At 74.1% G+C, this 13,021-nt stretch carries 10 protein-coding genes; 6 read left to right on the forward strand and 4 right to left on the reverse strand.

Annotation, left to right across the window (positions count from 1 at the left end; translation table 11 throughout):
• Window positions 1-30: 30 nt before the first annotated feature.
• Complete coding sequence (locus tag ABD671_RS00490) at window positions 31-720, forward strand: response regulator transcription factor (RefSeq protein WP_344731220.1); 690 nt, start codon at window positions 31-33, stop codon at window positions 718-720.
• A 4-nt stretch (window positions 721-724) separates the two neighbouring features.
• A complete protein-coding gene (locus tag ABD671_RS00495; RefSeq protein WP_344731221.1) occupies window positions 725-2,020 on the forward strand; it encodes a sensor histidine kinase in 1,296 nt (431 codons plus the stop codon).
• Here ABD671_RS00495 and ABD671_RS00500 read toward each other — a convergent pair.
• Both ABD671_RS00500 and ABD671_RS00505 read right to left on the reverse strand, forming a co-directional pair.
• The gene (locus tag ABD671_RS00500; protein ID WP_344731222.1) at window positions 2,007-2,402 is read right to left on the reverse strand and encodes a hypothetical protein; all 396 of its coding nucleotides are present in this window, start codon (window positions 2,400-2,402) and stop codon (window positions 2,007-2,009) included. The two genes, ABD671_RS00495 and ABD671_RS00500, sit on opposite strands and share 14 nt — an antisense overlap.
• A 126-nt stretch (window positions 2,403-2,528) precedes the next feature.
• A complete protein-coding gene (locus tag ABD671_RS00505; protein WP_344731223.1) occupies window positions 2,529-4,571 on the reverse strand; it encodes an NAD(+) synthase in 2,043 nt (680 codons plus the stop codon).
• 34 nt (window positions 4,572-4,605) lie between these two features.
• Here ABD671_RS00505 and ABD671_RS00510 point away from each other — a divergent pair, with 34 nt between their 5' ends.
• The 4 genes from ABD671_RS00510 to ABD671_RS00525 all read left to right on the forward strand — a co-directional run bounded on the left by ABD671_RS00510 (window position 4,606) and on the right by ABD671_RS00525 (window position 11,267).
• Window positions 4,606-5,094, forward strand: a complete 489-nt coding sequence (locus ABD671_RS00510) for a flavodoxin family protein (RefSeq protein WP_344731224.1) — start codon at window positions 4,606-4,608, stop codon at window positions 5,092-5,094.
• Window positions 5,095-5,213: 119 nt separating this feature from the next.
• Entirely contained in the window at window positions 5,214-9,482 is a 4,269-nt protein-coding gene (locus ABD671_RS00515; RefSeq protein WP_344731225.1) for a hypothetical protein, read from the forward strand.
• A 38-nt stretch (window positions 9,483-9,520) separates the two neighbouring features.
• The gene (locus ABD671_RS00520) at window positions 9,521-10,315 is read left to right on the forward strand and encodes a septum formation family protein (RefSeq protein ID WP_344731226.1); all 795 of its coding nucleotides are present in this window, start codon (window positions 9,521-9,523) and stop codon (window positions 10,313-10,315) included.
• A gap of 46 nt (window positions 10,316-10,361) precedes the next feature.
• On the forward strand, window positions 10,362-11,267 hold the full coding sequence (locus ABD671_RS00525) for a septum formation family protein (protein WP_344731227.1): 906 nt from the start codon (window positions 10,362-10,364) through the stop codon (window positions 11,265-11,267).
• 16 nt (window positions 11,268-11,283) lie between these two features.
• Here ABD671_RS00525 and era read toward each other — a convergent pair whose 3' ends face one another.
• Window positions 11,284-12,210: a GTPase Era gene (gene era / locus ABD671_RS00530; protein WP_344731228.1), complete on the reverse strand. Its 927-nt coding sequence runs from the start codon at window positions 12,208-12,210 to the stop codon at window positions 11,284-11,286.
• Complete coding sequence (locus ABD671_RS00535) at window positions 12,203-13,012, reverse strand: siderophore-interacting protein (RefSeq protein ID WP_344731229.1); 810 nt, start codon at window positions 13,010-13,012, stop codon at window positions 12,203-12,205. Before ABD671_RS00535 ends, era begins: the two co-directional genes overlap by 8 nt.
• Window positions 13,013-13,021: the final 9 nt, after the last annotated feature.

The raw sequence follows: 13,021 nt of genomic DNA on the forward strand, positions 1-13,021 counted from the left end.
GAACCGACCGCGGGCGGTTAGGTTCGGGCTGTGCCCCAGGTGCTGGTGATCGAGGACGACGCGCGGATCCGACCGCTGATCATGCGCGCGCTCGGCGAACGCGGCTACGCGGTCTCCTCCGCGGCCACCGGGATGCAGGGGCTCTCCCTCGCCGTCGAGGGCCGCCCCGACCTGGTGATCCTCGACCTCGGGCTGCCCGACGTCGACGGCACCCAGGTGCTCACCATGCTGCGGGCGGTCAGCGACGTGCCGGTGATCGTGGCCAGCGCCCGCGACGACGACCCGTCGCTGGTCGGCTGCCTGGACGCCGGCGCCGACGACTACGTCGTGAAGCCCTACACCACCGCCCAGTTGGAGGCCCGCATCCGCGCGGTCATGCGACGCACCGGCGGCCTGCGCGAACGGGCCCGGCGCCGCGAGGTCGGCGGCCTCGCCCTCGACCCGGCGTCCCGGTTGGCGACCCTCGACGACGAGCCGCTCGACCTCTCGCCACGCGAGTTCGACCTGCTGCTGCACCTGGCCGAGCGGGTCGACGAGGTCGTCACCAAGCGCGAGCTCCTGGCCGAGGTGTGGCAGCAGGCGTGGGGCGGGTCGGAGAAGACGATCGACGTGCACCTCTCCTGGCTGCGCCGCAAGCTCGGCGAGACCGCCGCGGCGCCGCGCTACCTGCACACGGTGCGCGGCGTCGGCGTCCGGCTCAGCGCACCGACCGAGGACTGAGGCTGTGCGTCGCGAGCTCATCGCCACCGTCGCCGCGTCGGTGGCGATGGTGCTGTTGGCGATGCTGGTGCCGCTGGGCGTGCTGATGCGCAGCTACGCCCTCGAGGACCGCCTCTCCCGGGCCGCACTGGAGGTGCAGGCCACCGAGTCGGTCGTCAGCGGCCAGGACCGCGGCACCGTCGCGGTCTACCTCGACCGCATCAACGACGGCGGCGGCATCGCCACGACCGTGCTCTACCCCGACGGCACCGGGGTCGGACCCGACCCGGGCGAGGACGCGCGGGTCAGGGAGGCGCGGGAGACCGGCCAGGCGCGCCTGGACGACATCGACGGCGGCGCGGAGTTCCTCGTGCCCGTCTCCCTCGGCGGTCGCAGCGCCGGCCCCGAGCAGACGCCGGTCGTGCGGGTCGTGGTGCGCGAACCCGGTCTGGAGTCGGGGATCCTGCGAGCCTGGTTGGCGCTCCTCGCGCTCGGGATCGTGCTGCTGCTGGGGGCGCTGGTGCTGGCCGACCGGCTCGGCCGCTCCTTCGTGCAGCCGATCCGCCGGCTGGCGGCCTACGCCGGTCGCCTCGGCTCCGCCGACCGGCCCGAGCCGCTGCCCCCCGCCGGTCCCCGCGAGGTGCGCGAGCTCCAGACCGCCCTCGAGCGCCTCGTCGGGCGCATCGACGTCCTGCTGGCCCGCGAGCGGGAGCAGGTCTCCGACCTCTCCCACCGTTTGCGCACCCCGATGACGGCGATGCGGCTGCGGGTGGAGAGTCTTGCCGATCCCACCGAACGGGACAGGTTGAGCGCCGACCTCGACGACCTCGACGCCACCGTCGACCACATCGTGCGGCAGGCGCGGCGCGCCGAGCACGAGGGCGTCGTCGTCTGGTGCGACGTCGGGGAGGTCGCCGCCGAACGGGTCGCCTTCTGGCAGGCGCTGGCCGAGGAGCAGGAGCGCGACCTGCGCTTCGTCACCGACCTCGACCAGCCGGTGCCGGTGGGGGTGGGCCGCGACGACCTCGCGGCCGCGCTCGACGTCGTCCTCGACAACGTCTTCAGCCACACCCCCGACGGCACCGCGGCGACCGTCTCGCTGCTGCGTGACCAGGACCGCGTGCTGCTGCGGGTGGACGACGCAGGCCCCGGCCTGCCCCCCGGCGTGGCCGTCACCGCCCGGGGCGCCTCGGGTGCCGGGTCGACCGGCCTCGGGCTCGCCATCGCGGCCTCGACGGCGCGGGAGGCCGGCGGCGCGCTCGCGCTGACGGCCTCCCCGCTCGGCGGCCTGCGGGTGGAGCTGTCGCTCAGGCCTTGGTGATCGAGGCCGAGCAGGCGACCTTGGCGGCGCCCTTGCGCTTCGCGGTGAAGGCGAAGGTGTCCGAGCCGGAGGTGTCGGGACGGAAGGCCTCCAGCTCGACGTCGCCCTCGGCGTCGGCGGTGATGGTGCGCTTCGAGACGACCTTCCCGTCGTGGCGCAGCGCGACGACCCAGCGGGTGCCCGGAGCGACGTTGTCGAGGTCGACGGCCACCTCGTAGCCGCCGTCCTCGCGGTCGACGTCGAACTCGTAGGTGCCGGCGGCGCAGGTGCCGCGCCGCTCGGTGTCGGCGGCGGCCGGGCCGGCGACGAGGACGGCGGCGGTGCCCGCGCCGGCCACGAGGACGGCGGAGGCGGCGGTCGCGGCGAGGAGCTTCTTCTTCATGGGGTTCTCTCCTGTGGAGTCGGGGTGGATCGTGATGACCCGACTCTGCGGCGAGGCGCGCTAACCCCGCGCGAGGGCGCCGTTAAGGCGCGGCAAAGGCTGCCGCCGACCCTCGCGAGCAGCCGTTCAGGCGTCCGGCACGCGGGCGAGATCGGCCAGCCAGGCCGTCGGCTTCGCATCCGAGGGCATCCGCCAGTCGCCGCGCGGCGACATGGTGCCGCCGGCGCTGACCTTCGGGCCGTTCGGCAGCGCCGAGCGTTTGAACTGGCTGGCGAAGAACCGGCGGACGAAGACCTCCAGCCAGTGCTTGATGGTGGCCAGGTCGTAGGCCTCGCGCCGTTCGTCGGGGAAGTTGGGGGGCCACTCCCCCGCCTCGGCGTCGCGCCACGCATGCCAGGCCAGGAACGCGATGCGGCTGGGGCGCATCCCCAGCCGCAGCACGTGGTGGAGGGTGAAGTCCTGCAGCGCGTAGGGGCCGACGGTGTCCTCGGTGGCCTGCGGGCGCTCGCCCTCGCGCGTGGGGACCAGCTCGGGGGTGATCTCGCGGTCGAGGGTCTCGCGCAGCAGCCGGTTGGTGGTCTCCTCGAAGTGCCCGGAGTCGGCGACCCAGCGGATGAGGTGCTGGATCAGGGTCTTCGGGACGCCGGCGTTGACGTTGTAGTGCGACATCTGGTCGCCCACGCCGTAGGTGCACCAGCCGAGCGCCAGCTCGGAGAGGTCGCCGGTGCCCACCACGATGCCGCCGCGGTGGTTGGCGATGCGGAAGAGGTAGTCGTAGCGCAGGCCCGCCTGCACGTTCTCGAAGGTGACGTCGTAGTCGTCGACGCCCGCGGCGTAGGGGTGGCCGATGTCGGCGAGCATCTGCTCGGCGGCCGGGCGGATGTCGAGTTCGGAGAAGGTGACGCCGAGACTCTGCGCCAGCTCGGTGGCCGCCGCGCGGGTGCCGTCGGTGGTGGCGAAGCCGGGCATGGTGATCGCGTGGATGTCGCTGCGCGGGCGGCCGAGGCGGTCCATCGCCTGCGCCGCCACGAGCAGCGCGTGGGTCGAGTCGAGGCCGCCGCTGACGCCGATGACGGCCTTCGGGGTGCCGATGGCGCGCAACCGCTGCTCGAGCCCGGAGACCTGGATGGAGTAGGCCTCGTAGCAGTCCTGGGCCAGCCGGGCCGGGTCGTCGGGCACGAACGGGAAGCGGGCGACGCTGCGTCGCAGGCCGATGTCGCCGGCCGGCGGGGCGAGGGTGAAGCCGACGGTGCGGAAGGCGCCGATGCGCGCGTCGTGGGTGCGCCGGTTGTCGTCGAAGGTGCCCTGGCGCATGCGTTCCTGGCGCAACCGGTCGAGGTCGACGTCGGCGACGATGCGCTGCGCCTCGGTCGGGAACCGCTCGCCGCCGGCCAGCAGGCGGCCGGTCTCGTAGATCATCGTCTGGCCGTCCCACGACAGGTCGGTCGTCGACTCCCCCTCGCCGGCGGCGGCGTAGACGTAGGCGGCGCTGCAGCGGGCGCTGGCGCTGCGGGCCAGCAGGTGACGGTCCTCGGCGCGCGCGATGGTGATCGGGCTGCCGGAGATGTTGGCGAGCACGGTGGCACCGGCCAGCGCGGCCTCCGCGGACGGCGGGATCGGCACCCACATGTCCTCGCAGACCTCGACGTGCACCTTCAGGTCGGGCAGGTCGGTGGCGGCGAAGATGAGGTCGGGGCCGTACGGCACCTCACCGAGGCCGCGGAGCACGACCGTGCCGCCGCGCCGGTCGTCGCCGGGCGCGAAGTGCCGGCGTTCGTAGAACTCGCGGTAGGTCGGCAGGTAGGACTTCGGGGCCACGCCGAGCACGCCGCCGTCGTGCAGCACGACCGCGCAGTTGAGCACCCGGGTGCCGATGAGCAGCGGGGCGCCCACGACGACGACCGGGGTCAGCCCGGCGGTCGCGGCGGCGACCTCCGCCAGCGCGTCGAGGACGCCGTCGAGCAGGACGTCCTGGAGTAGCAGGTCGTCGATGGCGTACCCCGAGAGGCACAGCTCGGGGAAGACCGCCAGCGCCACCGCCTCGTCGTGGCAGGCACGCACCTGCTCGACGACCGCGCGCGCGTTCGCCGCCGGGTCGGCCACCGCGACGGGGATCGCGCAGGCCGCGACGCGGGCGAAGCCCTGGGCGTAGGCGGAGTAGAAGTCCACGACGGCAGTCTAGGGACGCCGTTAGGGTCGGGCCGTGCCGCGCCTGCTGCTCGTCCACCACACCCCCACCCCCGCCGTCCGCTCCCTGGCCGACGCCGTGCTGGCCGGCGCCCGCCACCCCGACCTCGACGACGCCGTCGAGGTGGTCGAGCGGGCCGCGCTGGAGGCCAGCGCCGACGACGTGCTGGCCGCCGACGGCGTCCTGCTCGGCACGCCCGCGAACTTCGGGTACATGTCGGGGGCGCTCAAGCACTTCTTCGACACGATCTTCCTCCAGGCCGGCGGTGCGCTCGCGGACGACGGGTCGGCCGCCGGGGGCACACCGGTGCGCCGTCCCTTCGGGCTGTGGGTGCACGGGCGCTACGACACGACCGGGGCCGAGCGCTCGGTGCTGGCGATCGTCCAGGCGCTGGGGTGGGTGCAGGCGGCGCCGGTGCTCGCCGTCCTCGGCGAGGTCGGCGACGCCGAACTCGAGGCGGCGGGCGACCTCGGCGCCACCCTGGCGGCGGTGCTGCTCGACTGAGCCTGGGTCTGGGGCGGGCGCCCGCCGGGTGTCGTTACCAACTCCACGGTTCGGCCCCGATCGGGTAACCGCGCCGGTGAACCCCCTCGGTCCGGCGGCTGCCTACCGATAGTGGAGCCGTGAATCTCTGGGGAGGGATCGCCGGTGCGCTGACGCGCGCCCGCGTGACGCAGCAGCGCCGTCGGACCATCAGCTCGATCGTGGGCGTGCTGGCGGTGATGCTCGCCTCCCTCACGATGGTCGCGGTGCTCCCGGCGGGCCCGGCCCAGGCCGCCGACCGCTCGTTCGAGACGCGGTTCAGCGCCAACGACACCGGTGACATCGAGATGATCGGCAACACGGTCATGACCTGCCCCGGCACCCTGCTGTGCTCGAGCGCCCAGCAGGCGGCGGCGTCCTCGAGGTCGAACAACAACGTCAACAACAACGTGTTCACCATGGGCTACGTCGATGTCGACAGCGACCCGACGACCTTCGACTCCAGCAGCGCCTCGCTGGCCCTGCCGGCCGGGTCGACGGTGCTGTTCGCCGGCCTCTACTGGGGCGGTGAGGTCACGGCCGGCGCCTACGGCGGCGACGCTCCCAACCAGAACGCCCGCAACACGGTGAAGTTCAAGGCGCCCGGCGACACCGGCTACTCCACGCTCACGGCCAGCACCCTGGACGACGGCGACATCATCTACCAGGGATTCGTCGACGTGACCTCGCGCGTGGCCGCCGCCGGCAACGGCTCCTACACGGTCGCCAACGTGCAGACCGCCACCGGCCAGGACCGTCTCGGCGGCTGGTCGCTCGTCATCGCCTACCGCGACACCACCCAGCCGGCCCGCAACCTGACGATCTTCGACGGCCTGAAGTCGATCAACGGCTCGGCGTCGGGCACGATCGCGATCTCCGGCTTCCGCACCCCGCCCGCGGGCACCGTGCGCACCACCGTCGGCTTCGTGACCTACGAGGGCGACCTGGGTCTGGTCGGCGACGGCGCGAGCCTCAACGGCGTCCCGCTGTCGGACGCCCAGCACCCCGCGACGAACTTCTTCGACTCCCGCAGCAGCCGCGACGGCGTCCTGCGCACCAACGCCAACCCCAGCTACGCCAACAACCTCGGCTTCGAGCAGTCGATGCTCACCGTGGGCAACAGCTACCTCGGCAACGGCGACACCTCCGCGACCATCCGGCTCACCACCGCGGGCGACGTCTACGCCCCCGGCGTGGTGACCTTCGCGACCGAGCTCTACGCGCCCAAGCTCGAGCAGACCAAGACCGTCACCGACCTCGACGGCGGGGTCATCGAGCAGGGCGACCGCCTGCGCTACACGATCAGCGGTCTCAACAGCGGCCAGGACGGCGCCGCGTCGTTCGTGCTGCGCGACCCCGTGCCGGCCGACACCACCTACGTGCCGGGCAGCATCAAGGTGTCCCCGGCCGGGGGCACCGCCGCCGGCGTCACCGACCTCGCCGGTGACGACCTCGGCGAGTACGACGCCGCGGGCAACCGGGTCGTCGCCCGGGTCGGCACCGGCGCGAGCAGCACCGTGGGCGGCACCGTCGGCGTCGGCGGGTCGTACTCCGTCAGCTTCGACGTCGTCGTCAACGGACCGAGCCCGGCGGTGCCCGACGGTCGCACGATCACCAACACCGCCACCGGCAGCTACGCCTCGGCCACCCTGGGCACGCCGCTGACGGTGCAGAGCAGCGTCGACGCCGTCGTCGCCGCCCCCGACCTGCGCATCACCAAGTCGCACACCGGCTCGATCGTGCGCGGCTCCGACGTCACCTACGACCTCACGGTGAGCAACCGCGGCGCGGCCGCCACCCAGGGCGTCGTCACCGTCACCGACGCGCTGCCGGCCGGCCTGACCTACCTCGACGCCTCCGGCATCGGCTGGGCCTGCGGCCAGGCCTCCGGCACCGTCACCTGCACCCGCTCCGACCGGCTCGGCGCCGCCGCGACCTACCCGCCGATCCGGGTGCACGTCGCCGTGGCCGACCCCGCGCCCGCCCAGGTCGCCAACACCGCGGTCGTCGTCGGCGGCGGCGACGGCGTGCCCGACGACAACTCCGACGTCGACGCCGCGCCGACCGTGGCCGTGACCGGCCTCGGCCTGGCCAAGTCGGCCGACCCCGCGACGGTCTCGGTCGGCGACACGACCGCCTGGACCCTCACCGTCACCAACGCCGGTCCGTCGGCGTCGACCGGCTCCACGATCGTCGACCAGCTGCCCGACGGCCTCTCCTTCGTCTCCGGCAGCCCCGGCTGCGTCAGCGGCGGGACGGCGTCCCAGGTGGTCTGCGAGGTCGGCGCCCTGACGCGCGGTCAGCAGGCGTCGGTGACGATCCGCACCCGGGCCGACCTCGGCACCGCCGGCGCCACGCTCACCAACAGCGCGACCGTCGTCGCCCACGAGGACGACCCCGACCACACCGACGACACCGCCACCGCGGACCTGTCGGTGCGACCGGTCGACCTCGCCGTCACCGCCCGCATCGACGGCGACCCGACCACCCTGACCCCGGGGACGCCGTACACGTGGCTCCTCGACGCCCGGAACCTCGGAGGCTCACCGGCCGCCGACTCCGAGCTGCGCTTCACCCTGCCGAGCGGCGTCACGGTCGACACCGGCGCCCTCGACCCGCGCTGCCACCTCGACGGCTCCGCCGGACCGGGCAGCACGCAGGTCGTCTGCCCGCTCGGCACCGTGGCGGCGAACGCCACCGTGCCGCGGGTGCGGGTGACCGCCACCGTCGGCACGCCGGCCCCTGCCGTCGTGGAGGCCAGGGCGACGGTGAGCACCACCGAGCCCGACGTCGACGTCTCCAACAACACCGCCCTCACCTCGACGCCCACCGGCGGCGCGGGCACGGCGTCCCTCTCGATCACCAAGACCGCCGACAAGGCGAGCGCGGCACCGGGCGACCAGGTGACCTACACGCTGACCGCCCGCAACGACGGCCCGGGCGTGGCGAAGGACGTCGTCATCACCGACGCCCTGCCCGCCGGCGTCACCTACGTGGCCGCGAGCGAGAGCACCTGCCACGTGACGAGCGGCGTCCTGAGCTGCCTGGTCGGCGACCTGGCGGCCGGCGAGGAGTCGACGGTCGACGTGCAGACCACCGTCGACGCGGTGGCCGCGGCCACCGGCAGCGAGACCCACCAGCTCGACGTCACCAAGGTGGAGACCCACCTCGCGGTGCCGGCCGGCGGGACGGCGACCGCGCAGGCCGACTGCCCCAGCGGCTACCTGGCCACCGACGGCTCGGTGCGCCTCGACGACCTCGACCAGGGCACCGGCTCGATCGCCGACACCGAGGTGCTCACCAGCACCGCCACCGCCGACGGCACCGGCTGGATCGGCACGGTCCGCAACCCCGCGACCGGCCAGTTCCAGGGCAAGGTCGAGGTGGTCTGCCTCTCGGCGCGCACCGTCTCCGGCGAGGACCACCAGCACCCGGTGGTCGTCTCCGCAGCCGTCACCAGCCACGTCGCGGCTGCCGCCGGCATCGCGAGCACCGACCTGGCGTGCGGCCCCGGGCAGGTCGCCATCGCCCCGGGCTGGCAGATCACCGACGGCGTCGCGCACGTGACGACGAGCCGCCGCGACGGCGACCTCGACGGCACCGGCTGGACCTTCGGCGCCACCATCCCCGACCACGTCGAGGGGACGGTCTCGATCCGCTGCCTCAGCACGACGCTGGGCGTCGCCCAGGGGCACACCCATGCGCTGCGGCTCACCCAGCTGCGCGACACGGTGACCGTGCCCGCCGGGCAGACCGTGCAGGCGCAGCTGACCTGCGCCGACGAGGCCAAGGGCATCGTGGCCTCCTGGGCGGTCGACCCGGGCCTGGTGTTCCGGGGCACCGACCCGCAGCCGAAGACCCGCCTGTTCCGGTTCACGAACCCCACCGGCGCGACCCTCCAGGCCCGCATCGGCCTGCTGTGCCTGGAGACCCGCACCACCGCCGAGCTCGGCCTGACCCAGGTCGTCAACACGGCCACGGTCACCACCAGCAGCCCCGACGCGACCACGGACGACGACACCGCCTCGGCCACCGTCGACATCGCTCCCGCGAGCTCGGGCACCGTCGTGTGCACCTCCTCGCGCGCCCGGGTCGACGACGCCGCCCGCCGCGTGGTCCTCACCCTGCGGGCCGCGACCGCGAAGCGCGCGACGGTGACCGTGCGGGCCGCCGGCACCGGCGGCGGCGTCCACCGTGGCGACCTGCTCGGCCACCGGGCGGTGCGTCTGGGCGCCGGCGAGCACCGGGTCGGCATCCCGCTGCGGGCCGCCGTCCGGAAGGCCGTGCGCACGGGGCGGATCGACCGGGTGCAGGTCGTCGTCCGCACCGCCGACGGAGCGAGTGCGAGCCGTACCCTGCGCCTGGGCTGAGGTCGGACGGAGCGCACGGCGGCGTTAGAGTCGCCGCCGTGCGCTCCGTGCTCCTCGCAGGTCTCCTGACGCTCGCCCTCGCGGGCTGCGGCGGGACCGCCCAGGAGCAGGGCTCCCACGCCGATCCCGACCAGGTCGACGCCGTCGCCGTGCCGACGGTGGGCGCCTGCCGCGATCTCACCGGCGCCGACCTGGCGCTGCCGACCAACGCCTCCCGCACCGTGCCGTGCACCGAGGACCACACGGCCGTCACCATCGAGGCCGAGGAGTTGCCCGAGGACCTCGCCGACCTCGACGTCGACGACCCCCAGATCGTCCAGTGGGTCGGCCGCACCTGCACGACCGCCTTCGAGCGCTACCTCGGGGCGGAGGAGTCGACGGCGATGCGCACCATCCTCGACTGGGTGTGGTTCCGGCCCTCCGACGCCGCCTGGGACGACGGCGCCCGCTGGTACCGCTGCGACCTGACCGGCGGAGCGCCGGGTGCACGGCCGCTGGCCCTGCCGGCCGACGCCGAGGGCCTGCTCGCCGGCGTCCCCCAGGATCGCTGGATGGCCTGCGCCCGCGGCGACCGCGTCGACGACGCCCCGCGGGTGCCGTGCACCCGCCCCCACGACTGGCGGGCGGTCACGACCATCAAGCTGGGCGAGCCCGACGACCCCTACCCCGGCGACAGCGTCTCGGAGAAGCGCACGTCGGCCTTCTGCCAGGATTCCGTGGCGGCCTGGCTGCGCTACCCCGAGACCTTCGACTTCGGTTACACGTGGTTCCATCGGGCAGAGTGGGAGCGGGGGAATCGCCGCTCGGTGTGCTGGGCGATGACCACCCACTGATCCCCGCACCCGACCCGCCGACCAGCAGACGACCGGAGAGCCCACCTTGGCCGCCCCTCGACGCCGTGCGAAGCCACGCCGCCAGCCCGCCGTCCTCGCCGTCGTCGCCGTGCTGGCCCTGGTCGCGGTCATCCTCGTCGTCGTCACCCGCGTCGGCGGCTCCGACCGGCCCGCCGGCTCCAGCGACTCGGCCGCCGGCCCCGGCACGTCGGCGTCGGACGCCAGCACGCCGTCGGCGTCCCCGACTCCCCCGCCGCGGCCCCGGCGCGCCCAGTGCCGCGAACTGAGCTACCAGGCCGCGCTGGCGACCAGCGACGACAGCACCCCGATCTCGTGCGCCCTGCCCCACACCGCGATGACCATCGCCGTCGAGGCGCTGCCGCGCGACACCGCCGGCACCCTCCTGCCCACCACCACCGTGCGCTCCCGCGCCCGCGTGGCGGCGACGTGCCGGCGTGAGGCCGCCGCGTTCCTCGGCGGCACCGCCGAGGAACGCGAGCTGAGCATGCTCCAGGTCGTGTGGTTCGTGCCGACACCCGCGCAGATCGAGGCCGGAGCCGACTGGTTCCGCTGCGACCTCATCGCCCTGCGCGCCGAGGCCCGGCTGCTGCCGCTGACCGGCCGACTGCGCGACGTCATCGCCGGCGACGGAGCGGCCCGTTACGCCATGTGCGGTACCGCCGCACCGGGCACCACCGGCTTCTCGCGTGTCGTGTGCTCGGGCCCGCACCGCTGGCGGGCGATCAGCATCGTCCCGCTCGCCGACGCGGCCGGGGCCCAGGGCCGCTACCCCGGCCAGGACGTCGTCCGCGAGCGGGGGCAGGAGCCGTGCCAGAACGCGGGGCAGGACGCCGCCGACGACCCGCTCGACTTCCAGTGGGGCTACGAGTGGCCGACCGCCGAGCAGTGGAGCGCCGGGCAGACCTACGGGATCTGCTGGATCCCCGCCTGAGCGTGACGCGGAGCAGTCAGAAGCCGAGCCGGCGCAGCTGACGCGGGTCGCGCTGCCAGTCCTTGGCGACCTTGACCCGCAGGTCGAGGTAGACCGGGGTGCCGAGGATCGCCTCGATCTGCTGGCGCGCGGCCTGGCCGACCTCGCGCAGCCGGGCGCCCTTGTGGCCGATGACGATGCCCTTCTGGGAGTCGCGCTCGACGAAGAGGTTGGCGTGGATGTCGAGCAGCGGCTTCTCGGCGGGCCGCCCCTCACGCAGGCCCATCTCCTCGACGACCACCGCGATCGAGTGCGGCAGCTCGTCGCGGACGCCGTCGAGCGCGGCCTCGCGGATCAGCTCCGCGGCGATGGCCTCCTCGGGACTGTCGGTGAGCTCGCCGTCGGGGTAGAGCGCCGGCCCCTCGGGCATGCGGGCGATGAGGAGATCGGCGAGCAGCTCGATCTGGTCGCCGGCCACGGAGCTGACGGGCACGATCTCTGCCCAGTCGGTGCCGGTCTCGGTGCCGAGCCGCGCGATGTCGAGCAGGTGCTCGCCGATGCGGTCGGGGGTGGCGAGGTCGGTCTTGGTGGCCACCGCGATCTTGATCGTGCGCCGTACCTTGGCCAGCTCGGTGACCAGGAACCGGTCGCCGGGGCCGATCTTCTCGTTGCTCGGGAAGCACACCGCGACGACGTCGACCTCCGCCCAGGTGGTCTTCACCAGGTCGTTGAGGCGCTCGCCGAGGAGGGTGCGGGGGCGGTGCAGGCCCGGGGTGTCGACGAGGATCAGCTGGGCGTCGGGGCGGTGCACGATGCCGCGCACCACCGTGCGGGTGGTCTGCGGCTTGTCGCTGGTGATGGCGACCTTGGTGCCGACCAGGGCGTTGGTCAGCGTGGACTTGCCGGCGTTGGGGCGGCCGACGAAGCAGGCGAACCCGCTGCGGTGGGGAACCTGCTCAGACATCGGCGTCGGCCTCCTCGCGGGCACGGTCGTAGTCGGCCCAGATCTCCTCGTCGGACTTGCCCGCGGCCTTGCCCGCCCGCCAGATCGGCGCCGGGTCGACGGCGCGCGGCTGCCGACCGGGCGTGCCGCGCCAGTACCCCATCACGTCGTAGGCCTCGGAGGGCAGCTTCACCTCGCGCATCAGGTGCTTGCGGATCGCCCGCATCTGCGCCGACTCCCCCGCCATCCAGAAGTAGCCGGGCTCGGCGGGCCAGGACAGCTCCTCGACCGCGGCGGCCAGCGCGCTGGCGCCGTCCCCGGGCTGCGGCAGCCAGGTGATCTCGACGCCGTCGCCGGGTGCGAGGTAGTCGGCCGGGATCTCGGGCACCTCGGCCCAGATGTGCACCGGCACCCGACCGCGCAACTCCTCGGTGATACGGGCCATCGCCGGCAGCGCCGTGAGGTCGCCGACCAGCCGCAGCCACGCGGCGTCCGCGGGGAGGCTGAAGGAGCCCTTCGGCTCGGTGATCGTCACCGTCTCGCCCACGACCTCGCCGACGCCGTCGCGGCGCGCCCACTCGGTGACCAGCCCGACGTCGTGGACGACGACGTCGAGGGTGAGCTCGGCGCCGTCGACGGAGCGCACGGTGTAGTAGCGGCTCTGGAACTGGCCCGGGACGACCAGGCCGACCCACTCGTCGAGCACGCCGGTGCTCGCGAAGCCCGCCAGACCCGGGCCGCCGAGCACGAGCCGGACGAGGTGCTCGGAGATCGGCTCACGACGCAGCACCTGCGCGTCGTAGGTCCTGGCCCGGGTGCTCACCCACGGGAG

Source organism: Nocardioides fonticola, from assembly GCF_039536805.1.
Taxonomy (GTDB): Bacteria; Actinomycetota; Actinomycetes; order Propionibacteriales; family Nocardioidaceae; genus Nocardioides; species Nocardioides fonticola.

Excerpts from the sequence above, each read along its gene's own strand:
- ABD671_RS00500 (WP_344731222.1), bottom strand. The coding sequence starts at position 2,402 with ATGAAGAAGAAGCTCCTCGCCGCGACCGCCGCCTCCGCCGTCCTCGTG.
- era (WP_344731228.1), bottom strand. The coding sequence starts at position 12,210 with ATGTCTGAGCAGGTTCCCCACCGCAGCGGGTTCGCCTGCTTCGTCGGC.